The organism is Paenibacillus hexagrammi (genome assembly GCF_021513275.1).
Classification (GTDB): domain Bacteria; phylum Bacillota; class Bacilli; order Paenibacillales; family NBRC-103111; genus Paenibacillus_E; species Paenibacillus_E hexagrammi.
Window position 1 is genome coordinate 5,296,642 of sequence record NZ_CP090978.1, and the last position, 25,208, is coordinate 5,321,849.

Consider the following 25,208-nt stretch of genomic DNA (forward strand, 5'->3'; position numbering starts at 1 on the left):
ATATTACTTGTCCTTTGCAACCAGTTTTGGCAAATCGCGAATAATTTCAACTATAAACCATTCTGGAAGTGAACTTCTATCTCCATGGTCAGCAACAAGCATTTGAGCCATTTCAAGGCTAATAGCACTTAATTCCTTAACTAGTTCTTTTGCACGAAGAGAAAATATCCTTTGTCCCTCTTTAAGTGAATCCTTTTTCTCAGGAAGCTCCTTAATAATTTGCGCACGAAACGACAAGGTTAAAAAATAAAGTAGATCGCGATGTTCGGCTTCATGTGGAAATTTAGCTTCACCAGAGAATATACGGTTAAGTTGGTATTTCCCATTCAAGTTCTTATGAAACGCTTTAAACTGCAGGGCATGGTCAGGTGTTAATGAGCCCCTAGCCAATACTTCGATGAGTTGGTTTGAAATTTCCCCATTGAATTCATGGATAGCGTCACTGAACATATGCCACGAACGAGGTGTTGAAAATGGTTCTTCCGTTTTGGGTGGTTGTGTCCACAGATGATCGGGTCTTGCCTGTAAATATTCAATAACATAGGGATGTATACCCGTTTCATATGCCCACTCAAACCACTCTCTGGCTGATACCTTCAGTTGTAAATGAAACATCCGATTAATTAATGCGGAAGACATCGGTTTCACAATTGCACTATCCTGTGCCCGGTTCCCCGCTCCAATCACGATAGACCCTTCCGGCAGGTGATATTCACCAATTCGTCGTTCGTGGATTAAGCTATAAAACGCCTTTTGCACTTCCTGAGAACATGCATTTAGTTCATCTAAGAATAGACAATATGGTTCGTTACGAGCAATCATTTTCGGCGGACAAAATTGGCTGACTCCGTTTATTATTTGGGGAACACCAATGATATCCTCCGGAGCTAGTTGGCTTCCAAGTAATGAGACACAAGGGAGGCCCAGATCTGCTGCAAACTTTTCAACTAGTGATGATTTCCCAATCCCCGGAGGCCCCCAAATAAAAACTGGTCTTACGACAGCAACATTTAGCAATATATTCATTAATTCTTTAGGACTTACACTTATGCCAAGATTCATCGTTATTTATCCCCCTTAGTATTCAGATAATAATATGGTCGCCCTTTATCTTACTTTAAATTGGTTCAGAACTTTACCCGTACTCATAACCAATCATTTATAAATACATATATCTAAGTTCGCCAATGATTAGTAGAAGGAAGGTTGGCAAAAGCCTGAAGTGATCAAGAAAACGAATCTTATGAGGCTCCAATGTATAATTTGTTGTTCGGCTTCATGAATATCATCATCCCACATTCTAGAAGATACGGACAGGGTGAAAGTATTACGACTCAAGCTAATCTCCAACAAATATTGGAGGTCCTTAAATCAACCTGAAAAATCGATTTAAACATTCTCTGTAGTCTCATCAGCTACTCCTTAGCTGTCTTACTCAGACATGTCGCAACCGCGCTAGCGATATGCGAAGATACTTGGGCTCGTTGCGGCCGTCCTATGGTTTCTAAGGTCTAACCTCAAAATCTAATATCGTTTTATAAAATTGTTCCAGGTCCGCATGACTCGGAAGTCCAGAGACCTGCCCACCCCCTATCTCAATAACCATTCATTCTCCGCAAGTCGTTCTGGCAATATCCATCGTAAAAAACTGACTTGCCACGCCCATTGCTAATTCTATAAATGAGTCGAGATTAGGAGCTTCTTGTTGATAGACTTTTATTAAGGAATACCGCTTTTAGGATGATTGCTCCGATTGATTAAACTCACGAATCACAATACCGCCATTAAGCTCCAATCCTTGACGGTCAATGACGTTTCATAGAACCACTTGGGCTCTTTGCTGATCGGAAGCATCTGATATATAGCAAGCTTTTTCCCATTCACGCTTTCTAGACTTTACGTAATCCTTAACCATAACCGGTTTGTTTTTAAAAATGCACATCTTCTCTAAGAGAACGTCGAAACCATTTAAGCTCTTCAATTCCGTGCCAAATACTCCGCGAGGTTGCCTTTTAAATGGCTTAATAAGAATAAGGAAAATAGTGCCCAATTCTATTCCGTAGGAGAATTGATCAGAACGGCATTTTCTGCTATTGTACGTGATGCTGCTTCTTTAATTTCAAACCTCTAAGAAACATATTTTTACCAACAGCGTTTATATATACAGAAACTAACAAATTCAGATGAGGTGAATTATGAAGAAATTAGACGGCCTCTAGCTTCCCCCTAAGGAGGTTAGAGAGCCCATGAGTAATAGCGTAAAAAAATCACCTGTATGGACAGACCACCGCACACCCGGTACTTGCTGGAACAAACGGCAGGCAAGCAAGGCCGTTCGCCGCTTCACAGGTGACGTTAACAACGGCAAATGGTACCGAAAGCTGTTCTGTTCCTGGAATATTTGCGACTACCGCTTTTACAAAACAAAGCAGCAAGCAATACATGAATGGGAAACATCCCGTTGGCTGAGAGAGCGATTATTGACTCAGGCAGAAATCATTAAAGATTGGGAAAAGTTCTATAGAAGGAAATAAGCTCAAGCGTCGGTCAGGGGAGCCCGGCGCTTGAGCTTTTGTAAGCGATTGTTGCTACCAACCGTTGCTGTTTCCTTTCAAATCAAATACCAAAAAACTCTTTCGCAGTCGCTGTCGTTGCCCTAGCAACTTCTTCTACCGGTCTCCCCATATATCGCGCCACGGCTTGCAGGATATGCGGCAGGAATGCGGGCTCGTTCCGTCCATCCGTTGGCTTTTCTTTTAAGTCACGTGGAGTCAAAAACGGTGCGTCCGTTTCAATCATAAGCCGATCAGTCGGAATTATTCGGACAAGGTCCCTTAGATGCTTTCCTCTCCGTTCATCACAAATCCACCCGGTGATCCCGATATAGAAGCCCATTTCAAGGTAGGCCTTAAGCTCAGACTGAGTGCCTGTAAAACAATGGACCACCGCTTTTTGAACCGAATGTTCCTTAAGCAGCGCAATGAAATCTTTACATGCCTCACGTTCATGCAGAAACAGCGGCATATCTAACTCAAGCGCCAAGCGAATTTGCTCGGCGAACCATTTCCGCTGAACGTCCCGCGGTGAGAAATCCCGGTTATAGTCCAGACCGCATTCCCCAATGGCTACGACCTGCGGCAGTACCGCTAGTTCTTTTAGCTTCACAATGGTCTCTTGATTGCAGCTCTTCGCATCATGGGGGTGTACTCCTGCAGTAGCGTACAGCTCCCCTGAATAACGACCGGCATAGCGGGCTGTTTCTATACTGTTTTTCAGACTAGTTCCTGTAAGGATCAAGGGTGAAACGTGGTTTGCCGCCGCCCTTTTAACGACTTGCTCGCGATCTTGGTGAAAGGAACGATGCATCAGATTGACGCCGATATCAACGATTGGATGATTCATGATTCGATTGCTCCTTTTCCATGGATTCCAACACCGAACAGCATTCAGGTGGTACACGATCAGCTAACCATACTTCGTTACCCGCGTAATAAAACGTGATTCCGTGCTGTTTCGCACGCAACGTATCCACTTTAAGAATTGCCAGTTCTCCTCTACGGCTTCCCGCGAGCGTTGCAAAATGAGTGCCTTCCGACAAATGAACATACTGCCGGCTCATCGGACTTAAGCCTTCCCTCAAGATCGACGGGAGAACCTTCTTGTTCGTCCCGTGGTATAGAATGGTTGGAGGTTCGCCCGGAGTATATTGAACTTTATCATGACTATGACCGTACCTTGCTCTGATCCGGCCACCTTCGATTGCAAAACGCTGTTTATCTGACTTCCGGACCACTTGCTCGATATCTTCCCGCTTCACCCAGGCCCATTTGTGCTGCTTCTAAATAGCCTCCAACAATGTGATAACTGGACACGAACCATCTTCAGGATCTAAGACAACACCAAAATCCTCAGGCGTGTGCCGAAGCAGCTTGGTTATGAATTTGCTTAAACTTTTTTCCATTGCTTGATTTAACATCTTTAACACTTCTCTTCCTAAAATAACTATAACTACTGTCTATTTTCCATTAATCGCATTATATCCTTTCCAAACGCTCAGGAAACGGGATTATATGGTTAAAATTAAACGTTCCTAGATTTTTAATAAGAAAAGGGCCCGAATCCACTTAACGATTCAGGCACCCTATTATGATTATAAGCGCGGATCAATCTCCCGCTCCTTCGCAACTTCGAACAGCACATTGGCAGCAATCCCTCTGTAAGCCTCATGCTCAGGGGCAATCTCTTCAAATGGCACCGCCAGCATTCGCAGCCCCCACTGATACTCATTAAGCGAAGTGCGAAGCTTTTGATTCACATTCTTTTGTCTCATCAGCTTACGGTATTTATGCGGGAACTTGTAATCATACCCGTAGATGATGGACAAATACTCGGGATTCCGCACCTTCATATAAGGAACCGTGTTTCCGTTCCACAGCTCGGGCTTGATCACAATGCCCTCCATATGGTTCTCCATCGTAAGCTCAGAAAAGTAACGTTCCGCTTTCTCCAGGGAGTCCGACTCGGATAATTCCAGCGTGAGCGCCTCGTCCTCCGACAGAAAATCGTACATCTCGGAGGTCTTCCATTTCGGGATTTCTTCCTTACCATCTTCATAAACAATCTTCAGAACGGCAAACGGCTTATACTCCATGGCTTCGTCTTCCGCATACAGCTCCAGTTGCCTTCTGTACGTTTGATAAGCCTCCATGTGTTCTGTTAGCGGAACATACATTCCCCTGATTTCATGGACGTACTTGTAATTTTGGTACACACTGGAACCATACTTTTCACTTAAAGCGGACTTCGCGGTATGATGCTGGTCTTTTTCAAAGCCGCTCGCTTCATAGTCGGTAAAGAGCTTGCTCAAGGCTTCCTCAAAACCGTTTTGCTGCAGGAACGTAAGCTCTGTCTCAAGAGCTTTTTCAATAGGCTTGAACTGCCTTTCAATTAGCCCTTCGCCCAGCGCCTTCCACGGGAGCAGCTCTCCATCCAAAATCAGCATGGCGATCTTTCGCTCCTCCATAAAGCCGCTGAATTTCTGCAGCAGCTTGCCGTAAATCTCCGTTAAATCCACATGATTAATCTTGTAGCCGTTACGGCTGACCGCAAAGCATCGCTCCAAATCTTTGTTTAAATAAACGTTACATCTCGAGCCCATATATTTAGGCTGCAGAACAACTTCCTGAACGCCGCGTTCCCTGAAATAATCGAGGCCGCGTTTTAACGATTCCAGTTCATTCGTCTCCTCATTCTTGTCCGCCGGTGACATCGTACCTGAGATGAAGTTGATTTTATTTCGCGAGCAGTAGTGGAGTCTGCGGATGTCATCCTCATCAAGGTCTTGGACAGATACCTTTCGTTCCACCTTGAATAAGGTTTGCAGTTCCTCAGTGATCACCGCTTGGCGAGACTTCCGGGACTTCATAAACGGTTTATACGAGATACTGACGGAGGTCAACAGGTTACCATGTACGCTGCCCGTATCGATATGAATCTTATTACTGATCCGGAAAGACTGCTTAGCTGCGATGTGCCCGAACACATGATATGGATGATTTTTGACCGCTTCCTCCCGCAGAAAAGCAAGCTGGCCCTCCAGAGGAGCTTCCCGGTCGATCCGAAAATTCCTTTGATGTCGGACAGAATTCGTGTCCAGCTTGCCAATGTATTTATTCCGGCACGGGGCGTGAGTGACATAGAAGGACGGCCCCTTAGTCCCCACGTATCGATAAAATGGCTTCGAAATCGAGACTAGGTGCTGAAATTTCTCCAGCAGTTCCGGGTCATTCAGTAATACCTGTGTAGAATCAAAATACGTCTGCAGCAGATCTTGATCCACACCACCAATTTCACCCTTGATGTACTTATCAACGAAATTTTCGTGGTTCCCGAGCACGAAGTAAAAATGCTCCCGGTTATCGTACAGAAACTCAACGATGTCCTTCGTTTGCTTACCTTTGTCAATCCAGTCTCCGACCAAAATGATCTTGATTTGCTTTAGCTTATCGGTCACAACTAGCTTGCCCGCTTCGATTTTATATCCGTGATCGAGCAGCAGCCCCTTCAGATCATCTACACATTCGTGGACATCCCCGATCGTGATGTACTGCTGACCCTGTGGAAGAACGGTTGCCAAATATGTATCCACATCCTCAACGATGATTTTATATTCGGGATTCGCCCTTCCCTCTTCGGCTACATAAAAGTCTTTAGCACGCACTTTATGGATCTTGCCATATCCCTCGCGAGGCAGCGAACCGAGAACCTCTTTTTTCAGCCGATTGATGTGGTTCGTGATCAGTTTCTTCGAACGTTCCGAAGCGTAGTAATCTTCCCGCTTCCGGTAATCGAATACGATGACCTCGAGGTTGTAGTTGCTTTGAAACGCAATCTCTTTCACCTTTGCCCGAAAATCCTCAGACAAACCGGTTGTATCCACGACCACAAACTCCGCATTGACCGGAAAAGTCGTCACCATCTTCAGTCTTTCAAACAGCAGGTGAAACGCTTGCTCACTGGACTCAAGCATCACCTGATCATACTTGTCGTATTCATAACCAAGTACCTCCTGGCGAATCTGGTCGGAGGATAGATATTGAACGTTGGCCCTAACATTCCGGCTAGCATCCTCAAAACGCAGCCCCGGAATCAGCACTTCCCTGGCAAATGTCGTTTTCCCGCATTCCGTAGACCCGACCAGCATGAATATCGTGTGAACCCTCGTTTGAATCTCCATATGTCAGGCCCCCCTTTTCTTGAGAATAACACCCTGTGTAGTTTGAATATTGTTGACTCCATCTCCGACAGCAACAAATTCAGCATGCAGATTCGTTTCTTTTATCACATCACGCATCCACTGTTGAAAAGCTTCTTCACCCATCTCCCACTTGTGATCGTCATGCCGGAAATCGCTCAACTCATAGTAGTGGTTAAAATCAGCGTTAGGCGTCGTAATGATGAAGCTGTCAAAATCAACATGTGCACAGATTTGATGAATCAACTGCTTAGCCTCGTCCTGACTCATATGTTCAATGACCTCTGTCAAAATTACATCAACCTGCTCCCCGTTGTAGCTTTCAGGAACTTACCTATGGAGTTAAAAGTGACAATATTATCGATATCTCTTGCTTTCGCTTTACGCTCTACTTTCTCCAACAGCTCCTCATTGATGTCGACTGCATAGTAGCTGCCTTCAATTTTTCCGGCAAAAGGAAGTGCATAAAACCCTTCCCCACAGCCCACATCCAAAATCGACTTATCGAAAGAGAGTGCGTTCCCGATATAATTTCTTCGCTGAAAGGCCGTCCCACCGTAGGCAAATTTAATATCGTAACGGTCTGTTTTTTCAAGCTCCGCTTTGTACTTTTGAAAACGCTCCCTCGAAGACAGGAAATTCCGCACAAAGAGGCTGCGAATATAAAACGGTGCATCAATCACATTCATGCTCTTGATGTACTTTTCCAAAATGCTCTCCGAAATATCGATATATTCGTTTCCGAACATCGAGAGGAACAAGCACAGCACACTTACGGCATGGAGCAGCTGATACAAGCTCTTTTGTGTCGTAATGGTAAGAGAATAGCTCTTATGAGCTTGATGAGTGATTTCGAAAGAAAAACCCTTTAAATGCTTCTCGAAAAACTCAATATACCGGACCAGCTCGATATGTATCATATTAATGAAAAACGTATGCTCGTAGCCTTCAACGTCCCGCTCATCTTGCGCCTTAAGCGGCGCAGAGAAGAATTCGTTAATCGCATTTAGCGGAAATAAGGGAGTGTTGTATCTCGATACATTCAGATACTCGAAGTTCTCATTTTCGTGCTGCTTATAGGAAATTTCATTGTCCGCATCTTTAAAATACACATTAAAAGTCTGCTGATCGGTGTACCAGCCGTACGCAATGCCTCTGCGAACCGAGCGAAGCATCATGCCGGAATTCGGATTTTTCTTGATTAAAAATGAAAGCTGCGGATTGGTGGATCTGACTTGAATGATTGCCATCGTAATCTACTCCTATATCTACATTTGAAACTATCTTAGCTCAGATAATTGCACACGAACATGGTAAAAGTATTACGAAGCAAACCTAAAAATCCATAAAAAGGGAAAACAATTCGTCCAGCGGAGTCTGGTGTCAGACTCATATCTTGTGAGGGAATTACTAAACCTCTCTTTTACGTTCCGGATGGTAGATAATTCTAATGTAGTCTCTATCTCGACTATCCATATCACCAAGATACTTTCGTTCATGCTTCGGTATTAATTCATAAAGCTCTTTTAGCCTGGCTCTCGCGAACTCAGAAGGATATTCGAGATACTCATAATATGCCTTTCTGCATTTCTCTAGAGACGTTTCGCTTCCGTTTAACTTTTGATAAGTATCTACAAGCTGTTTATACTTTTCATTTATGTCAGTGCTATACAACACTGCATCAAACGTAATTTCACCCAAGTCTTCAAAACAAACAGCAGTGGGTCTAGTAAAGTTAGTAAATAAGGTTCCATTCTGAAAGTATTCTTCAATGCCTTCAATTTCAAAATTCAATTCAAATTTCGATGTATAACAAGTTACACGCCCGTCTTTGTAAATAACCAAATTAGCTATATAGTTCTTATCCTGGTGCTTGAGAAATATCGTAGATCCTTCACCTTCTGAGGTCTGATAAAACATTTCATTTTTCACATAAAACTCTTTTGCTACTGGAGCATGTACTACCTTTCTATTACTTTTTAGTTGTTTCTCAGAACTCGATATCGTGTAGATATTCTCCATGTTGGGATTAAGAATTCTAATCATGTTTTCTATGTGCCTTACATAGCTGGTTTTATTGAATTTCCACTTGGCTGAATGTATCTTATAAGCCCCGAGCTCATGGATCGAAAAGATTTCACCAGCCGGAACCTGTGGAACTAACCAATGGCTATTCATTTTGTCATTAAAACCAGCTAAGTCCACCAGTTCCCAACAGTTCACCATTCCATCTTCATAAACATCTACATTAACATAGTGGTACTGCATATTATGAATGATTCCAGGCACTCTTGTTCCTTCTATTTCTTTTTGTCTGCTGATTTTTTGCATGTTGACTGTCACCCCGTTGATTACGATTTATTCCTGTAAAATTGGCATACTTGTAGAAGTATATATATGATCAGACAAGTCTATTAAACACAAATTATCCCTTTAAAGTACAATTCTTCAAAATATTATTAAGTCCTTCATTATAAATAACCTACATCTAATGAATTAACTTAACAACAGTGAAAGCCATATTGATCGTCTTCGGTCGAATGCCTTCAATTATCTTCACTCCTTATTGTATGTGGATCCACGAAATACTAACGATTTCTTGCACCAAGAAAAAATAAAACAAAATACTATATACATAAAAATAAAATATTGATATAGTATTTTCAAGAAATCACTAGTAAATTTATGGGAGGTCGTACATATGGCAAATATTGAAATTAATATTGATGATGATACCTTACTCGAGGCCGAAAAGATTCTACTTTCCCTTGGGATGAATGTTGAGATTGCTCTGAATATCTTTTTAAGAAGAGTCTCTTTAGAAAAAGGATTCCCGATGACCATGGCCGCTTCAACACCAAACCTAATAGATTTCAGTGATTTTGAAGATATTGGTGAAACTTCCGTATATGAGACAAAGCCGTTTTCACGCAGCAATATCAAGATTACGCCAGCAATGGTTGAGGACCTATGGCGTGCGTTCCTAAGATACGTTGCGGGCACTGGCGAAATCAATAGGCTGAGTACTGAGGTTGCAGAGACAACTGGAATGAGCCGTGGTAGCGCATTTATTTATTTAATGGTTTTAGCTAACCTAGTTAATGGTGAGCCCAACACGCGAGTTTTGAAATATAAAGATTTAGAATTTTTAATGGGCAACATCAAGACCCAATTGGGAGAATCCAAGTACCAGAAAGCTATCCTTTCTTTGAAAAGGTCCATCCCCTACTGGAGAGAAAATCCCTGGTGCTTTTGCCGATAAGGTTGAAGCTTATTGTAAAAAACATACATCGAACAAATAATGAGGGAATTATGAGTGATTAGCTACCTTCAAGTTTTGTAGCCACTAGGTTGGGAGCATCCGTGAACCAAATGAAGAAGCGGGGGCCGCCTTCCCTACTATCTTCCGCATTGTAACCTGGGAGATTCATGAGAAAATTGTAAGCGTCTAACAAGAAGGTGTATTCCAAGGCAGTCTAGATTTTGAGACAATTCCTTTAGAGTAAGTCGTTGGAGTTTTTCGACTCTACTCGAAAAACTCTAATGGGAGTGTGTCCAATTGCAAACTCTAGAAATGAGGAATCGCTATCGGCTTCAGCAGTGGACCGAGATTGTTCGTGACTGCCGTTCCAGTGGTCAGACCGTGGTTCGATGGTGTGCCGAGCACGATGTCAGCGTGAAAAGCTACTATTACTGGCTTCGAAAGATCCGTGAAGCTGCTTGTGAATCCCTTCCTGCCTCCTCATCTCCGAATGAACCAACACTGGTTTCAGTCCCTCCATCTTTGCGGGCGAACCCTCCGCGTTCCGAAGCAAGTCATGAACAAGCGGCGATCATCCTTCGTACGGATGCCGTTACGATCGAAATTCATCAGCATGCGTCTACCTTACTTCTCGAACAGACGCTTCGCATCCTGCAGTATGTTCGGTGACATCTCGAAGGCCGATCAACTGTATATTGCTTGTGGTTATACGGATATGCGAAAATCCATTGATGGTCTTATTCTCGTGGTGCAACATCAGCTACAATTAAACCCGTTTCAGAATCATTTGTTTTTGTTCTGCGGTCGCAAGCGCGATCGAATGAAAGCCTTGTACTGGGAAGGTGATGGCTTCGTCCTGTTATACAAGCGACTGGAATCAGGTCAATACCAGTGGCCCATGGATGCGGAAGCCGTACGCTCGATTACGCCACAGGAGTTTCGGTGGTTGCTGGAGGGGCTATCTATCCATCAGCCGAAAGCTGTCAGAAAGCTGGATTTCACTCCTTCCATCTAAGTCAAAAAAGTGCCGAAAACCCTTGTGAAATCTGGGTTTATACCTGCTTCTATGGTATAATGGTAGACATAGAAAACAGTGAAGGAACGGTAGCTCATGAGCCCCTCGGAACAGCTCCAAAAAATGGAACATCGCATCGGCGACCTGGAAAAAGAGAATAAGCGGCTACAAGAAACCGTGCAATTTCTAACGCAGAAGCTGTACGGCAAAAGCTCCGAGAAAACAGCTTCCCTCCCAATAGGAGTGGAGCAGCTGTCTTTATTTGATGAGGCAGAGACAGCAGCTTCACGCACTGCACAGGAGCCAAGCATCGAGCAGATCCAAAGCTACCAGCGGAAGAAGCATGTAGGTGAACGAGCGGAGCTGCTCCAGGATCTTCCGCATGAAAAGCAGCTATTTCAGGTACAGGACCGTTGTTGTGACGTATGCCAAAGCGAGCTTGTCTTGGTGGGCGAAGAGTTCGTGCGCACGGAAGTGGAGTTTATCCCTGCCCGCGTGCGAGCGATTGATATCTACAGAGAAACCTTGGAGTGCCGGACCTGTCGGAAAGAGGACATGCCTCAAATGAAAAAGGCAGTGACGCCTACGCCGGTCATCCAGCATTCAATGGCCTCCGCTTCCTCTGTGGCATGGGTCATGTACCAGAAGTTTGTGAACAGCATGCCCCTGTACCGTCAGGAGAAGGAATGGAAGAGCATCGGTCTTGATCTGAGTCGGGCAACTATGGCGAATTGGATGATCGCAGCCTCAAGAGACTGGCTAAAGCCATTGGTGAATCGACTGCATGAGTTGCTTGTAGGGGAGCGATATCTTCATGCGGATGAAACGCCCTTGCAGGTGATGAATGAGAAGGGACGGAAGAACACGACTGACTCTTACATGTGGATCTACAGCAGTGGGCAGCATAGTGAGCATCCCATACGAATCTTTGAGTACCAACCAGGGCGAGGGGCGAAGTACCCGCAAGCGTTCCTGAAAGGATTCAAGGGATATCTACATAGCGACGCCTACTCGGGCTATGCGAATCTAACAGGGACGACATCCTGCCTGTGCTGGGCGCATCTTAGACGTAAGTTTGTTGAGGCGTTGCCACCAGAGGCGAAGCAGTCGGAAGAGTCGCTTGCTAGTGAAGGAGTAGCTTATTGCAACAAGCTTTTCGAGCTGGAGTCACAGTTTAAGTCACATACTACTGAAGATCGAAAGGAGCAACGTCTGGTGCAGGAAAAACCTGTACTCGATGCTTTTTGGTCATGGGTAGAAACGGCCAAAAGCAAGGTGCTTCCTAAATCCAAGCTAGGCGAAGCGCTGAAGTATGCGCGTAACCATAAGCAAGAGTTGATGAATTACTTACAAGATGGGAACTGTGTGATCTCGAACAATTTAGCAGAAAACAGCATTCGTCCCTTTACGGTCGGCCGAAAAAATTGGTTATTCAGCGGCAGTCCACGGGGGGCAACCGCAAGTGCAGCGATCTACAGCATCGTAGAGACCGCAAAGGCAAATGGATTGAACCCGTACAAATATCTAGTATATTTGTTGCAGCAGCTGCCAGGGAATGCATTTCGTCAACAGCCAGAGCTACTTGATGCGTGCCTTCCATGGAGTACGGAAGTTCAAAGACATTGTACATAAACGCAGAGCCTGTGGTTATTCATGAACCATGGGTTTTTCTTTTGCCATACACCTGGTTATTAGACGCTTACAGAAAATTGAGAAAAGCGAAAAGCCGAGCGAAAGTCAGGGCAAATTGCCTGCTTCCGACCGGCTCAGCGACGAACTTATTTTGCTCAGTGGGAGATTGTATTAAAATCTACATTCATTTGTACAAGCAACACGACTGATTCCACATGCACCGTATGCGGAAACATATCCACCGGCGTCACCTCGGCGACGCGGTATCCGCCGTCGGCGAGCACGCGCAGGTCGCGCGCGAGTGTCGATGCGCTGCACGACACGTAAACTACTCGCTGCGGGCGCAGCTCGAGGATGGTCGCCAGCAGCGCGGGGTCGCACCCTTTGCGCGGCGGGTCAACGACGATCACGTCAGGCCGGACGCCCTGACGTGTCCACTCGGGCAGGACGACCTCCGCCGGTCCTGCCTCGAAGTGCACGTTCGACATGCCGTTTAACGCGGCATTCTTACGTGCATCGGAGATCGCCTCTTCGACGATCTCGACGCCGTACACCTGTCCCGCGCGCTGCGCCAGGAACAGGGAGATCGTGCCGATGCCGCAGTAGGCATCGACAACCGTCTCGCCGCCGGTGAGCGCGGCGTATTCAAAGCTTTCCCGTACAGCACTTCCGTTTGTACGGGGTTCACTTGAAAGAATGATCGCGCGGAAATAGCGAATTTCACATCGCCGATGTAGTCGTAGATGACCTCGCTGCCCCACAGGACGCGGGTCTCATCCCCAAAAATAACATTCGTCAGTTTCACATTAATGTTATGGCAAATGCTCTTCACCGTAGGCAGAGCCTCGCGAATGCCAGCCACCCACTCTTCGACGCGAGGAATGACGTCACCATTGGTCACCAAAACGACCATGATTTCCCCCGTGCGGAAGCCGACTTTGACTACGACATGCCGAAGCAATCCAGTGTGTGACTCTTCACGATAAGCGCGAATGCCCAGTCGCGCGCCAATTTCTTTACCCGAGCAACGACCTCGTCGTTCGATCCATGTTGGATCAAGCATTCATCCATGTCGATGATGCGGTGGCTTCCCTGCGCGTAGAAACCGCCGATCAGCCCGCCCCTCTCTTCTCCAAAAGGAACCTGTGCCTTGTTCCGGTATCTCCACGGCTCGTCCATACCCAACGTCGGATGGACTACAATCCCTTCATTTGTTTCAACCACCCCCGCCTCACCAACAACCTGCAGCTTCCCAATTCGCATCAGGTTGTCCACGACCTGCTGCCGCTTCACGCGAAGCTGCGCTTCGTAGCTCAAATGCTGCAGCTGGCAGCCGCCGCATTGATCATAAATACTGCATGGCGGAGCCACACGGTCCGGGCTCGCTTGCAATACTTTCAAAAGCGAAGCATAACCGTACTGCTTCTTCAAATGCTCCACCCGTACAAGGGCCCGCTCCCCTGGAAGTGCGCCTCCGATAAAAAGGGTAAAGCCGTTCACACGGCCTACCCCTTCTCCATCATGATTGATGCCGATGATTTCGGCTTCGTACTCGCTGCCTTTTTTGACGGGCAGGCTGGCTTCCTAAGCTGGAGCGACTGCCGCCGCGGCATGCGAACGAACAGTCCCACGTCTTGAACTGCTGCCCGCTTCTCCCTTTTTACCGTTTCTATGTTTACCTGGCGAAGCGCCAGAATGCTTTTTCACTGTCATATTCCCTCACTTCACTTTAGCAATCCCAAGATAACCTACACGCTCGACTATGATGCTATCTGGGTTTGATGCTGCAAATCAATGCTAAAAATAAAACTCAACGCTGCTGAATGTCAGTCGTGCGTTGAGTTACACTAGCAGCCTCCGCTGCTTAGTAAGCAAATACTTTGCTTTTATAACTATTACTTGGACCTATCTCCCCAAAACCACATCTCCCGAGATGGGGTCAAATTCCGTCTCCCCTCTACTCCTTCCTCTCCACCACATCAACCTCATCATCCTGCACAATCCCCTTCAGCTGAAAAGGCGCCGTCAACGTATCCAGCAGTGTCTTTTTATAAATCGACTGCCCGGATTCATCGACGATGATCCGCAAATGGCTTCGCAAGTTCGTCATGACACACGGCAGGGTGCCGCCGAATTCGCCGTCGAGGTTAAGCTGGACGTAGTCCGGCGAGTTGATTTCGATATGGTCGGTCTGGAAGTAGATGACGTTGGGGTCGGTCAAATGTTCGCCGCGCAGCGCCAAGGTGATGACGCGAATGAATTCGGCGAGGTTGCATTTTCGCAGGATAAGTACATCGAACAGGCCGTCATTCAGGCTGGCATCCGGTGACAGCTTCTCGAAGCCGGCTACGGAGTTACTGTTGGCCACGAGGAACATCATGGCTTCTTCGACGAATTCCGCTTCGCCCGCTTTGACGTGCAGCTCGATAGGCCGCAGTCTAGGCAGCTTCTCGATGCCTTTCATATAATAGGCAAGCTGACCGATCATGGTCTTAAGCTTGCTCGGCACTTCGTAGGTCAGCTCCGTCATGGAGCCTCCACCTGCAATGTTGATGAAGTAGCGGTTGTTGATTTTGCCTACATCGATGTCTCTTGTGTACTGGCGAACAATGAGCTCGCAGGCTTGCTCCCAATTTTTTGGAATGTTCAGTGCTCTTGCAAAATCATTGGTGGTGCCCAAAGGCAGGATACCCAGGGCCGGTCGGTTCGGTCTTTCGGCCATGCCGTTCACGACCTCGCACAAGGTGCCGTCGCCGCCTGCGGCAATGATGATATCGAAGCCTCTCTCTACAGCTTCTGCTGCTGCCAGTGTAGCATCCCCTTCTCCGATGGTGGCGTGGGTGGAGGTTTCTAGTCCCCCTCGCTCCAGCCGCTGGAGAATTTCGGGCAGTCTCTTTCTCATTTCCTCCCGACCTGAGGTCGGATTATAAATCAGTCTTGCACGTTTCACCATTACGTACTCATCACCCGTTCGCGATTGTTAGGCGGGAAGCGATTTGCCTCTCCATCCATTTGGAAATAAGCGGACTTGGCAGCAGCGCCCGTCCATTATATAAATATGCATCCCCCTCCAGCCGGGAAGGAATGACTTGTCTTGTGAAATAACCTTCACTTAAAAAAAGCGGAGCAACCACGATTTTGTGTTCGGGCTTGTTCTTTGCCCAGGTTTTCATTTTCCGCTGTACCTGATCCGGGAGCAGCATGGCGACGTCCGCTTCGTCAAAACCGCCGATAGCCTTGAGCCTCTCGGCAAGCTTTTCGAGCCCTCTGCGCCACTTCAGATGAAAGCCTTTTTCCACACTGCCGTGTCCGATCAGAAGCACGATCTGGTTCTGAGGCTCTGTTGCGAGCTCAGCGATATTTTCATAAAGGATCTCCGCTATAACCGGATCATCGTCGATCGGCGCAGCAAAATGGATATTTGCCTGGATATCAAATGGCGTCATATCGGTCTCCAGCAGCGGTTCAGGGATAACCCCGAGTGCGTAGCTAATCTCATCAATATGCGTGCTGCCGGACGATACGAACAGAGGAATCACGATGATATCTGTGACACCTTGGGCCTCCAGGCTGTATATCCCATCTTGAATCAGACGCCCTTCTACCAACTCTAGGTAAGATGCATAAATTGGCATGTTACCCGGCAATTCAACTGCGCTCACGGCTTCATCGACGAGGCGTACCCAGCCTTCATCCCTGGACCCATGGCTAATTACAAGCACACCATATTCACGTGTCATATGCTTCCCACCCGTTCACATCATTACCATGTATTCCTATGCTAACGAAATGGCCCCTCTGTGTCAATTGGACATGCGAAGGAGCCCCACAATGCCGAAGTGGAACCTTCCCTTTCCTATAAAAAAGCCTCCCCGAACATGAAAAACCTGCTCAGCACTCGGCAAAGCAGGAATTAGTCAAACATTCGTATAACGGCTCGCAATCATCACCGCAGCTTAACACGTTACCGTCCTAAACGATCCAGTGTCAGCACGTATCCGTCATTGCCATAGTTCAAGCAGCGCTTAACTCTAGAGATCGTCGCTGTGCTCGCCCCTGTTTCCGCTTCAATCTGATTATACGTACATCCTTTGCGCAGCATACGCGCCACTTCCAGACGTTGGGACAGTGATTGGATTTCATTCACCGTGCACAAATCGTCAAAAAAAACGTAGCACTCTTCCATATCTTTGAGCGTCAATATCGCTTCGAACAGCTGGTCGATCGCTTTATCATTCAATTTCTTCAGTTGCACCCGTCATCAACTCCCGGTAGAACTTCTCTGTAGCTCATGAGTATTTTTGTAAGCTCTGTTGTATGTTTCGACACGTCCCCAGTAATTCCTTCCTTTAGGTTAGCAAAACGTTAAAATTTCTATGCGTTAATGAGGTAAATCGTGACATTTTTACTGCTACCCGTGACAAACGTCCATACCAACGGTAGGCATGTGACATATCCTGTAAAAGATAAATCTTATACAAAGGGTCGTGAAACTACGTGAATACACACAAACATGTAATTGGCAATGGCGGTCAAGTTCAGCAAGTTCACACTCGAAGCTTTACGGGCGCACCTCCTGTAGGAGGTTTTGGTCAATATCCAGGTCTTGGCGGAGGTGCTCCGTTCGCAGACTTTGCACAAGGAGGAGGTCTCCCGGTCCCATTTGAGGGAGGCGGCGGAGGTGGATTCTTCGGCGGTGGTGCACCTGGAGGAGGTGCCGGTGGAGGCTTTCTCGGGCTAGGCGGTGGCGCAGGTGCAGGTGCATCCTCCAACCCGCTGAGCGGTCTGAATCTGAAGCAAATCTCCGGCTTCGTCGAAAGGATGGGCGGCATTGACGGAATCATCGGCACGATGGGCAAGGTTCAAAAGGTCATTGGCGGCTTTCAGCAAATGGCTCCGATGATGAAGCTCTTGTTCAATTCCTTTGGAAAAGTTAAATCAAAAGATTCAGATTCTGATGACGATTTTGATTTCGAAAGCCTGACGAAACGCAAACGCAAGCGTAAACGCCGGAGAAAATCATCCTCAGTCCGCCGTAAGACCGGCAAATCCAGCAAGAAGCGCACACGCAGATAAGCAGATGAGCTAGCATCAAACATCAATTCCTACAGCCGCTCGAGCCATGCTCCGTCATGTCGGGCGGTTTATTTTTGCAAGAGCCTCCACATACTCGGGATAACGCTTGTTCCACTCTTCTTTACGTTCGATCGTTCGTCCATCGAGCAAAGCCTCAATGACATCTAGGCAGACGTGCCACCCGGCGAGATCCCTGGGCGTATGATCGGTCAGTTTGCTAAGTGTCTCTATAAGGACAAGTTGACACCCCTCCCCATCCGGCGCTGCCTGCAGCTCAAAACGAACATGATCCTCCGCCCATTCATAGGCAAGCACAGCCTCCGCTTGAAAATCCGTGATTTTCATATCGATTTGCATACCATTGGGCATATCAAACTGCATAAATCCGCCTTCGCGCAGGTCTCGCGCCTTAAGCTCTGGAAACCACTTCACAAGCTTCTCGTTATTCGTCAAAAAAGCCCATACCTCCGCCACAGGGTGCTTCCAGATTCTTTCAAATCGGGCCACATAGCCGCCATGTATCGGTTCAATAACTGCCAACATGATTGTGCTCCTCCTTATGTTACTAACTCACATTTTCCGCTACCGCGCGAAGCTACCAGCACACGGTGTGGCGTCTCATGACCTTTGCCAACCATCTTCCACGGTCAAAGCGTATAGCTGATGGTCTTCCCATTTTCCATGAATCTGCAAATATCTCTTCGCCAGCCCCTCATATCGAAAGCCGCACCTTTGCAATACGCGAATGGACGGTTCATTGTTCGGCATGACCCCCGCTTGAATGCGATGAAGGCCTGCTGTCTCAAAAGCATAGCGTACACACTGGGATACCGCTTCCGCCATATATCCCTGCCCCTGATGGGCTTGGTCCAAATAGTAGCCTAATGAAGCGTTTTGAAAAGGCCCTCTTGCCACAGCAGTCAACGCAATCCGCCCAACAAGTGTATGGGACTCTTCTAAGAAGATCCCGAATATGTAAGACTGACCCTGTTCAAAAGCCTGTGCAGCCTGCTGGATGTCGCTTCGCTGCCCCTCCAAGGTGTAATGAGCATCCGAACGAATCGGTTCGAACGCTTGAAAATAATCACGATTGCGAATTCTGAGCTGCAGAAGCTCATCCGCATCCTGCTCATGAAGCTGTCTTAAATAAACACGTTTATGCTCCATATCATCACCTGCTAGAATTATAGCACACCAGAGATTCATGAAAAAAAGACCGCAAGCCGTATCTCTTATACGACCTACAGCCTATGGTTTAACATACTTCGTGGAGTTTCGGAGTTTCGTGCGGTGTGGCGTCGCATGACGCTTTTCTTGAAACGATGCACTTACTATCCGCAGCCCCGCTCCCTCCCCCACCGCTACTGAATCTTAATATCCGAGCCTTCCGGTACGATCTGGATCCACGTGTTCCCCGGCAATAGCGGCACTTCCTTGTTATCCGCATAAGCGCGGATCATGCCGTTCTTGCGTTCCCAGGTAATCGCCTGCGACTTGCCCTGCTGGAGAATGTAGCCTTTGCCCGGTCCAAATACGTCGACGCTTCGGCGTCCTTCTTTGTCGAGGATTTTGTGCTTGCTTTCCAAGACGAGCAGATTCTTGGTTTGCAGCTGCTTACCCGTTTCCCGGTCCAAGTGCGGCTTACCGTCCATGCTTCGCATGTATACACCATCTGCAGCATTATAATCATAGGATACGACGTATCCTTGTATGTAAGGAATTTGAATGTTATTCGCTGTTGTTCCCGCTGCTGCGCTTTGTCCATCCTTGGCAAAAGTAAGCACCGGACCATTCCAGCTGCTGCGAAATTTGTGCGCATCGGCGCCTTTTTGGATTTTTTCTACAGATGTATACAGGTTATGCGGTGGCTTACGATCCGTGGCTCTCCAATAGTAGGCGCCGTCACCGTAAACTTCATCCAAGTGAGAAAGCTTTCTTCCTGCTAAAATGTTCATCGCATCCTGACTCCAGCCTGCGTGTACGATCACGGCATCCATCATGTCGCCGATTTCAACGAAATACGGACGAATGCTTCGGACAGGTCCGATTGTTTTGGCCTCATGGCTTTGAAACACCGATACGAATCGGGTGATCTCACCCTCCGCCAAAATTTCATACACAATATCAGCCTGATCCAAACCGGTCTGCGGCCTTGCTTGCGGGGAGTTTTCGACCATGACCATGTAAGGTCTGGTCTTCAATTCCTTTTCGCTCGGTAGGCCGGTTAACGGGAATTTGTAAGGCAATGACACGGCTTCCGGCGTAGCGGTTGGCTGCGGAGTCGACGTTGCTACTGCTGTCGTTTCCACGGGCACCATGCTCGTCACAGGCGTTACTTCCGTTCCTCCGCATCCGGTTAATACCGCTGCCGTGCAACCAAGGGCCAGCCATGCGCGAATGTGGCTTCGATTAACTTTTAATAGTTTCATAGAGCTGCACCTCTTCTATTCGTTCTCTAGTCATTCATGGGTATGCTTCCGAGAGAGATTTTAGAAGACTTCCATACATCTTTGACATGATTTACTAATTCGCTTTTAAGCGAAAGATATCCTTTTTTTCATATAGATTTGGCCGGTTGTTTGCTATAGTAATAGAAAGAACAATTCTCAGGGGAGGTCTGTCCGATGAACACGCTCACCCATGACCTACCGGTCATCTTGTTCGACGGCGTCTGCAATTTGTGCAGCGGCGCTGTACAATTCATTCTTCGTAACGACCCGAAGGGAAGGTTCCGATTCGCATCCCTGCAGTCCGCCTACGGTCGTGAATCGCTGCGGCAGTTCGGACTTCCGGAGGATATCAGCACGATTGTGCTGCTTGAGCAAGGCCGCGCCTACACGCAATCCACAGCAGCTCTGCGCATTGCCAAGCGCCTGCGGGGTGTATGGCCGCTCACTTATTCGGCGATCCTCGTACCACCAGCAGTACGCAACATCGTATATAGATGGATCGCTCGCAATCGCTATCGTTGGTTCGGTAAGTCCGAGCAGTGTATGCTGCCCAAGCCCGAATACAGGAACCGTTTTCTGGACTAAACAGCAAAAACCGGAAGCAGCACCTTCTTTAAGATGCCCGTTCCGGTTTTTATCATGCCTGTAAGGAGGAATTTCAGTTGACGCCTAACGTGTGCGAATCCCAGGCGCAATCTCTTATTTCCTCGACTTTTGCCAACTCTCCTCGGTTCTTCTCAGTCCCCATCGACCTTGCCCTTCTATCTTTACTTTACTTATTCTATCTTAAGCTTTCTTATCTTCTTGCCACTCCTGACCTTACCTTCACTAATCTTTCCTCATCTTCTTTTACCTGTTCAGATTTCCTCCGCTGTTTTCAACATCTATCAGCCTTTCTCTTCCTCCGCTCCAAACATCCAACAGCTCAAGCTGAGCGTTCCCATCTGATAGCTGCGATGAAGCAGCTTAGCCCGGTCGTTCGGCTCCGCCGCTCCCATGGCCAGCAGCAAGGGGACTAAGTGTTCCCGAGTCGGCACAGCTTCCTTGGCAAAAGGCGCTCTGTTCATATAATCGAACAATGCTTCCAAATTCCATGTCTCGAGCTGCTCCGCCAGCCATTCATCGAACTGAACCGCCCAACGCTGCGGTTTGATAGCGCTTCGGTCAAGCTTCCGCAGATTGTGAACGGTGCCGCCGCTCCCCACGATCAGCACGTTGTGCTCCTTTAACTTTGCTACGGCCGAGCCGATTCTGTAGTGCTCCTCCATGGCCAGATTTGGGTTCACAGATAGAGGCACAACCGGGATGTCAGCATCCGGGTACAGGATATGCAGCAGCGCCCACACACCATGGTCCAATCCTCTCTGGTCATTGATTTCACAGGCGATGCCCTCCGCCTCGAACAGACTCTTGATATGAAGACTTAGAGGCAAACTCCCTTTAGCAGGGTACGTAATTTCATAGAGCTCTTTGGAAAAACCGGAAAAGTCGTAAATAGTCTCAGGACGAACCGCTGCCCCGATTTGCTGAATCGCGCTTTCCCAATGTGCGCTGAAGACGACAATAGCTTCCGGCTTGGGCAGCTGCGAGGCAAGTATTTTCAAAAAATCCGTATACGCGTGTTCCTCGATCGCCAGACTCGGCGCCCCATGGGCCATATAAAATGAAGGCAGCATGCTTGAATCCTCCTATCTTTACAATCATCGATAAGCATAAAGCCAGCCTGTACGGTATGGTACGGCTCGATATAGCATGGCACGGCTCGGTACCTTCGATACGATCAACGCGCTAACCACACAAACCACGCAACATCACACAAATCGCCGCATGAATGCACTCAGATCTGCCTACACTATGGAAAAAGCAGATTCGAGGTGGTAGACGTATGCAACCATTATGGCAATTCCTCACTCATCATTGGATATCTATCGCTTCCATTATTGGCTCCCTCTTGGCCGTTCTCTACGTGTATAAGAATAAAGAGAAGCTGCTCGCGGACGAAGATAATTAATGGTACGAGTAAAATAAAATAGCCCTTCACCTGCATATTCCTGTACATACAGTTTATGCAAACGAAGGGCTGCTTATTTATTCAGATCTTCTTGTGGCTTAGAACCTAAGCCCTACTACTATACTTGCGGCTTCAAAGCCTTCATCGCAATATCCGTCCGGTAATGCTTACCGTCAAAATGAATCCGATCCGCATTCGCGTAGGCCTTCTCTCTAGCTTCCACAATGTCTTTGCCGAGTCCTGTAATCCCCAGAACGCGTCCGCCGTTTGTAACGACTTGTCCGTCTTTCAAAGCAGTTCCGGCATGGAACACGATGGCATCCTGAACTTGATTGAGACCGCTGATCGGCAGACCCTTCGGATAGTTGCCAGGGTAGCCCTCGGAAGCTACGATTACGCACACAGCGGCTTCGTCGCTCCACTCAATCGGCTGATCGGCCAGCGTTCCATTGTTAATGGCAAGAAAGATATCAAGCAGATCGGTCTTGAGGCGAGGCAAAATGACCTGCGTCTCAGGATCCCCAAAACGAGCGTTGAACTCGATCGTCTTTACACCGTCTGGTGTCAGGATAAGACCCGCATAAAGTACACCTTTGAACGGGCGGCCTTCCTTCACCATCGCGTCAGCCGTAGGCTGTACGATGTTGTCGATCGCTTCTTGCACAAGGCTTTGCGGGATATGAGGCAGCGGAGAATAGGTACCCATGCCGCCTGTATTCGGTCCTTTATCTCCATCAAAAACAGGCTTATGGTCCTGCGACGGAACCATCGGACGAACCGTAGAACCGTCTACGAATGCTAGCAAGGACATTTCTTGCCCTGTAAGGAATTCTTCGATTACGACTTTAGCGCCCGATGCGCCGAATACTTGACCGACCATAATGTCCTTCAGCGCAGCTTCCGCTTCCTCCATCGTTTGCGCGACGGTTACGCCTTTACCTGCTGCAAGCCCGTCCGCTTTGATGACGATAGGCGCTTTCTGCGTATGCAGATAAGCAAGCGCTGCCTCGTAGGTGTCAAATGATTCGTAAGCCGCTGTCGGAATGTTGTATTTCTTGAGCAGCTGCTTCATAAATACTTTACTACCTTCAATGATGGCCGCATTCGCACGTGGTCCGAAGGCCGGAATGCCCTTCTCTTCCAAATGGTCGACTAGACCTGCAGCGAGCGGATCGTCAGGCGCGACCATAACCAAATCAATTTGCTGCTCTTTGGCAAAGGTACTGATTTCCTCGAATTGCAGCTCGGTAATCGGCACACACTCGGCCAGCTCGGCAATGCCGCCGTTACCAGGTGCGCAGTACAGCTTGCTTACTTTCGGGCTTTTGCTCAGTGACCACACAATGGCGTGCTCGCGTCCGCCGCGGCCAATAACTAGAATACGCATCGGATCATATTCCCCTCTCATAAGGAAAGCCCACGGTCACAGGATCGATCGTGAGCATTTCCGATTAATGTTTTAGTGTCTAAAATGACGAATACCTGTCGTAACGATCGCGATGCCGTTCTCGTTAGCAACTTGAATGGACAGCGCGTCATTGATGGAGCCCCCTGGGTGAATAACCGCTGTTATGCCTGCTTTAGCAGCCAGCTCCAGCGTGTCACCTTTCGGGAAGTACGCGTCGGATGCCATGACGGAGCCTTTGGCTTTTTCGCCAGCTTGCTCAATCGCAATCTTCGCGGATCCTACACGATTCATTTGTCCAGCTCCTACGCCAACCGTCATATCATCTGCAGCAAGTACAATCGCATTAGATTTAACGTGCTTAACTACTTTCCAACCGAAAAGCAGCTGCTTCAGTTCAGCTTCCGTCGGCTTGCGTTCAGTTACAACCGTCAAATCCGCTTCTGTGATTTGGTGAACGTCGATATCCTGCACCAGCATACCGCCTTCAACCGTCGTGATCACCGGCTCAGGCTTGCGTTCTCCGGCTTGATCCAGACCGCTAACCTTCAACAGACGAATGTTTTTCTTCTTGGAAAGAATCTCAAGCGCCTCTGGCGAGAAGTCAGGAGCGATGACGATTTCCAGGAAGATTTCGTGCAGCAGTTGCGCCGTTGCTTCATCAATTGTACGGTTCGCCGCTACGATACCGCCAAAGATGGAAGTTGGATCTGCTGCGTACGCTTTTTGGTAAGCTTCTAGTACGTTCGTGCCAATACCTACGCCGCAAGGATTCATATGCTTAACAGCTACAACAGCAGGCTCGCTGAATTCCTTCACGATCAGAAGCGCACTATTAGCGTCGTTAATATTATTGTAGGATAATTCTTTACCATGTAATTGTTCAGCCGTTGTAATGCTTCCCGCAGCTGCATTAGGCTTGCGGTAGAAGGCTGCGCTTTGGTGCGGATTTTCGCCGTAGCGGAGATCCTGTACTTTTTCATACGTAACCGTGTAACGCTCTGGATAAGTCTCGCCCACTTGCTTGGACAAGTAGTCGGAGATCAGGGCATCGTAAGAGCCTGTGTGACGGAACACCTTCGCAGCGAGGCGCTTGCGTGTATCAAGTGTCGTATCGCCGCCGGCGCGCACTTCTTCAAGGACGCCGTTGTAATCCGCAGCATCCACAACAACGGTAACGAACGCATGGTTCTTGGCTGCCGAACGCAGCATCGTAGGACCGCCGATATCGATATTTTCGATCGCGTCTTCATAAGTGACATCCGGCTTTGCAATGGTTTCAGCGAAAGGATACAGATTCACGACAACTAAATCGATGTAATCCAGTCCCAGCTCTTTCATGCTTGCTTGATGCTCTTCATTGTCGCGAACAGCAAGGAGACCGCTGTGAACAGCTGGATGCAAGGTTTTTACACGTCCATCCATGATCTCAGGGAAGCCTGTTACCTCGGATATGCCGATAACCGGAACTCCCTTATCCTTCAATAAGCTTTGCGTACCGCCTGTGGAAATGATTTGCACACCCAATTTTGTTAGCTCGCTTGCGAATTCAACGATCCCTGTTTTATCGGATACGCTGATCAGCGCTCTTCTGATTGCCACG

The 25,208-nt window shown here is 47.7% G+C and carries 21 protein-coding genes and 3 pseudogenes; 8 read left to right on the forward strand and 16 right to left on the reverse strand.

Features of this window, described 5'->3' with window-relative positions; all coding sequences use genetic code 11:
- Window positions 1-3: 3 nt before the first annotated feature.
- A complete protein-coding gene (locus tag L0M14_RS24060; RefSeq protein WP_235119014.1) occupies window positions 4-1,062 on the reverse strand; it encodes an AAA family ATPase in 1,059 nt (352 codons plus the stop codon).
- Window positions 1,063-2,246: 1,184 nt separating this feature from the next.
- Here L0M14_RS24060 and L0M14_RS24065 point away from each other — a divergent pair.
- Window positions 2,247-2,534: a hypothetical protein gene (locus L0M14_RS24065; protein WP_235119015.1), complete on the forward strand. Its 288-nt coding sequence runs from the start codon at window positions 2,247-2,249 to the stop codon at window positions 2,532-2,534.
- Between the two features lie 82 nt (window positions 2,535-2,616).
- On the opposite strand, the gene L0M14_RS24070 is transcribed toward L0M14_RS24065, so the two are convergent.
- The 5 genes and pseudogenes from L0M14_RS24070 to L0M14_RS24090 form a co-directional block, all read right to left on the reverse strand.
- Window positions 2,617-3,402 carry a TatD family hydrolase gene (locus tag L0M14_RS24070; RefSeq protein WP_235119016.1) on the reverse strand — a complete coding sequence of 262 codons (786 nt, stop codon included), beginning with the start codon at window positions 3,400-3,402 and terminating at the stop codon, window positions 2,617-2,619.
- Window positions 3,383-3,976, reverse strand: a pseudogene (locus tag L0M14_RS24075) (RNA 2'-phosphotransferase). Before L0M14_RS24075 ends, L0M14_RS24070 begins: the two are co-directional and overlap by 20 nt.
- A 174-nt stretch (window positions 3,977-4,150) precedes the next feature.
- On the reverse strand, window positions 4,151-6,736 hold the full coding sequence (locus tag L0M14_RS24080; protein ID WP_235119017.1) for a metallophosphoesterase: 2,586 nt from the start codon (window positions 6,734-6,736) through the stop codon (window positions 4,151-4,153).
- Window positions 6,737-6,739: 3 nt separating this feature from the next.
- Window positions 6,740-8,004, reverse strand: a pseudogene (locus tag L0M14_RS24085) (class I SAM-dependent methyltransferase).
- Window positions 8,005-8,164: 160 nt separating this feature from the next.
- Complete coding sequence (locus L0M14_RS24090) at window positions 8,165-9,085, reverse strand: DUF7638 domain-containing protein (protein WP_235119018.1); 921 nt, start codon at window positions 9,083-9,085, stop codon at window positions 8,165-8,167.
- Between the two features lie 370 nt (window positions 9,086-9,455).
- Between L0M14_RS24090 and L0M14_RS24095 the strand changes: the two genes are divergently transcribed.
- The 4 genes from L0M14_RS24095 (at window position 9,456) to tnpC (ending at window position 12,663) form a co-directional block, all read left to right on the forward strand.
- Window positions 9,456-10,016, forward strand: coding sequence for a hypothetical protein (locus L0M14_RS24095; protein ID WP_235119019.1), 561 nt, complete (start codon window positions 9,456-9,458; stop codon window positions 10,014-10,016).
- A gap of 297 nt (window positions 10,017-10,313) precedes the next feature.
- Complete coding sequence (gene tnpA, locus L0M14_RS24100) at window positions 10,314-10,685, forward strand: IS66 family insertion sequence element accessory protein TnpA (RefSeq protein ID WP_235118522.1); 372 nt, start codon at window positions 10,314-10,316, stop codon at window positions 10,683-10,685.
- A 46-nt stretch (window positions 10,686-10,731) separates the two neighbouring features.
- On the forward strand, window positions 10,732-11,031 hold the full coding sequence (tnpB, locus tag L0M14_RS24105) for an IS66 family insertion sequence element accessory protein TnpB (RefSeq protein WP_235118521.1): 300 nt from the start codon (window positions 10,732-10,734) through the stop codon (window positions 11,029-11,031).
- Window positions 11,032-11,127: 96 nt separating this feature from the next.
- The gene (tnpC, locus tag L0M14_RS24110; protein WP_235118520.1) at window positions 11,128-12,663 is read left to right on the forward strand and encodes an IS66 family transposase; all 1,536 of its coding nucleotides are present in this window, start codon (window positions 11,128-11,130) and stop codon (window positions 12,661-12,663) included.
- A gap of 155 nt (window positions 12,664-12,818) precedes the next feature.
- Here the strand turns inward: tnpC and rlmD are convergent.
- From rlmD to L0M14_RS24130, 4 genes and pseudogenes are all read right to left on the reverse strand, one after another.
- Window positions 12,819-14,238: pseudogene (rlmD, locus tag L0M14_RS24115) on the reverse strand (23S rRNA (uracil(1939)-C(5))-methyltransferase RlmD).
- Window positions 14,239-14,620: 382 nt separating this feature from the next.
- Window positions 14,621-15,616 carry a diacylglycerol kinase gene (locus tag L0M14_RS24120; RefSeq protein ID WP_235119020.1) on the reverse strand — a complete coding sequence of 332 codons (996 nt, stop codon included), beginning with the start codon at window positions 15,614-15,616 and terminating at the stop codon, window positions 14,621-14,623.
- A gap of 10 nt (window positions 15,617-15,626) precedes the next feature.
- Window positions 15,627-16,403, reverse strand: coding sequence for a sirohydrochlorin chelatase (locus L0M14_RS24125; RefSeq protein WP_235119021.1), 777 nt, complete (start codon window positions 16,401-16,403; stop codon window positions 15,627-15,629).
- 224 nt (window positions 16,404-16,627) lie between these two features.
- A complete protein-coding gene (locus tag L0M14_RS24130; protein ID WP_235119022.1) occupies window positions 16,628-16,918 on the reverse strand; it encodes a YerC/YecD family TrpR-related protein in 291 nt (96 codons plus the stop codon).
- 242 nt (window positions 16,919-17,160) lie between these two features.
- Here L0M14_RS24130 and L0M14_RS24135 point away from each other — a divergent pair, with 242 nt between their 5' ends.
- On the forward strand, window positions 17,161-17,739 hold the full coding sequence (locus L0M14_RS24135) for an aminotransferase (protein ID WP_235119023.1): 579 nt from the start codon (window positions 17,161-17,163) through the stop codon (window positions 17,737-17,739).
- A gap of 54 nt (window positions 17,740-17,793) precedes the next feature.
- On the opposite strand, the gene L0M14_RS24140 is transcribed toward L0M14_RS24135, so the two are convergent.
- From L0M14_RS24140 to L0M14_RS24150, 3 genes are all read right to left on the reverse strand, one after another.
- Window positions 17,794-18,282, reverse strand: coding sequence for an SRPBCC family protein (locus L0M14_RS24140; RefSeq protein ID WP_235119024.1), 489 nt, complete (start codon window positions 18,280-18,282; stop codon window positions 17,794-17,796).
- 75 nt (window positions 18,283-18,357) lie between these two features.
- On the reverse strand, window positions 18,358-18,906 hold the full coding sequence (locus L0M14_RS24145) for a GNAT family N-acetyltransferase (RefSeq protein WP_235119025.1): 549 nt from the start codon (window positions 18,904-18,906) through the stop codon (window positions 18,358-18,360).
- 194 nt (window positions 18,907-19,100) lie between these two features.
- The gene (locus tag L0M14_RS24150; protein ID WP_235119026.1) at window positions 19,101-20,168 is read right to left on the reverse strand and encodes a DUF3048 domain-containing protein; all 1,068 of its coding nucleotides are present in this window, start codon (window positions 20,166-20,168) and stop codon (window positions 19,101-19,103) included.
- Window positions 20,169-20,363: 195 nt separating this feature from the next.
- Between L0M14_RS24150 and L0M14_RS24155 the strand changes: the two genes are divergently transcribed.
- Window positions 20,364-20,774, forward strand: coding sequence for a thiol-disulfide oxidoreductase DCC family protein (locus L0M14_RS24155; RefSeq protein WP_235119027.1), 411 nt, complete (start codon window positions 20,364-20,366; stop codon window positions 20,772-20,774).
- A gap of 302 nt (window positions 20,775-21,076) precedes the next feature.
- On the opposite strand, the gene L0M14_RS24160 is transcribed toward L0M14_RS24155, so the two are convergent.
- Window positions 21,077-21,865, reverse strand: a complete 789-nt coding sequence (locus L0M14_RS24160; protein ID WP_235119028.1) for a dioxygenase family protein — start codon at window positions 21,863-21,865, stop codon at window positions 21,077-21,079.
- Between the two features lie 209 nt (window positions 21,866-22,074).
- On the opposite strand from L0M14_RS24160, the gene L0M14_RS31235 reads away from it, so the two are divergent.
- The gene (locus L0M14_RS31235; protein WP_260115390.1) at window positions 22,075-22,200 is read left to right on the forward strand and encodes a hypothetical protein; all 126 of its coding nucleotides are present in this window, start codon (window positions 22,075-22,077) and stop codon (window positions 22,198-22,200) included.
- Between the two features lie 118 nt (window positions 22,201-22,318).
- Here L0M14_RS31235 and purD read toward each other — a convergent pair whose 3' ends face one another.
- The gene (gene purD, locus L0M14_RS24165) at window positions 22,319-23,587 is read right to left on the reverse strand and encodes a phosphoribosylamine--glycine ligase (protein ID WP_235119029.1); all 1,269 of its coding nucleotides are present in this window, start codon (window positions 23,585-23,587) and stop codon (window positions 22,319-22,321) included.
- A 72-nt stretch (window positions 23,588-23,659) separates the two neighbouring features.
- On the reverse strand, window positions 23,660-25,207 hold the full coding sequence (gene purH / locus L0M14_RS24170; protein WP_235119030.1) for a bifunctional phosphoribosylaminoimidazolecarboxamide formyltransferase/IMP cyclohydrolase: 1,548 nt from the start codon (window positions 25,205-25,207) through the stop codon (window positions 23,660-23,662).
- Window position 25,208 lies beyond the last annotated feature (1 nt).

What these genes read in the sequence shown, in the direction of transcription:
- L0M14_RS24060 (WP_235119014.1), bottom strand. Translation starts at nt 1,062, where the DNA reads ATGAATCTTGGCATAAGTGTAAGTCCTAAAGAATTAATGAATATATTG.
- L0M14_RS24065 (WP_235119015.1), top strand. Translation starts at nt 2,247, where the DNA reads ATGAGTAATAGCGTAAAAAAATCACCTGTATGGACAGACCACCGCACA.
- L0M14_RS24070 (WP_235119016.1), bottom strand. Translation starts at nt 3,402, where the DNA reads ATGAATCATCCAATCGTTGATATCGGCGTCAATCTGATGCATCGTTCC.
- L0M14_RS24080 (WP_235119017.1), bottom strand. Translation starts at nt 6,736, where the DNA reads ATGGAGATTCAAACGAGGGTTCACACGATATTCATGCTGGTCGGGTCT.
- L0M14_RS24090 (WP_235119018.1), bottom strand. Translation starts at nt 9,085, where the DNA reads ATGCAAAAAATCAGCAGACAAAAAGAAATAGAAGGAACAAGAGTGCCT.
- L0M14_RS24095 (WP_235119019.1), top strand. Translation starts at nt 9,456, where the DNA reads ATGGCAAATATTGAAATTAATATTGATGATGATACCTTACTCGAGGCC.
- tnpB (WP_235118521.1), top strand. Translation starts at nt 10,732, where the DNA reads ATGCGAAAATCCATTGATGGTCTTATTCTCGTGGTGCAACATCAGCTA.
- tnpC (WP_235118520.1), top strand. Translation starts at nt 11,128, where the DNA reads ATGAGCCCCTCGGAACAGCTCCAAAAAATGGAACATCGCATCGGCGAC.
- L0M14_RS24120 (WP_235119020.1), bottom strand. Translation starts at nt 15,616, where the DNA reads ATGGTGAAACGTGCAAGACTGATTTATAATCCGACCTCAGGTCGGGAG.
- L0M14_RS24125 (WP_235119021.1), bottom strand. Translation starts at nt 16,403, where the DNA reads ATGACACGTGAATATGGTGTGCTTGTAATTAGCCATGGGTCCAGGGAT.
- L0M14_RS24140 (WP_235119024.1), bottom strand. Translation starts at nt 18,282, where the DNA reads ATGTTGGCAGTTATTGAACCGATACATGGCGGCTATGTGGCCCGATTT.
- L0M14_RS24145 (WP_235119025.1), bottom strand. Translation starts at nt 18,906, where the DNA reads ATGGAGCATAAACGTGTTTATTTAAGACAGCTTCATGAGCAGGATGCG.
- L0M14_RS24150 (WP_235119026.1), bottom strand. Translation starts at nt 20,168, where the DNA reads ATGAAACTATTAAAAGTTAATCGAAGCCACATTCGCGCATGGCTGGCC.
- L0M14_RS24155 (WP_235119027.1), top strand. Translation starts at nt 20,364, where the DNA reads ATGAACACGCTCACCCATGACCTACCGGTCATCTTGTTCGACGGCGTC.
- L0M14_RS24160 (WP_235119028.1), bottom strand. Translation starts at nt 21,865, where the DNA reads ATGCTGCCTTCATTTTATATGGCCCATGGGGCGCCGAGTCTGGCGATC.
- L0M14_RS31235 (WP_260115390.1), top strand. Translation starts at nt 22,075, where the DNA reads ATGCAACCATTATGGCAATTCCTCACTCATCATTGGATATCTATCGCT.
- purD (WP_235119029.1), bottom strand. Translation starts at nt 23,587, where the DNA reads ATGCGTATTCTAGTTATTGGCCGCGGCGGACGCGAGCACGCCATTGTG.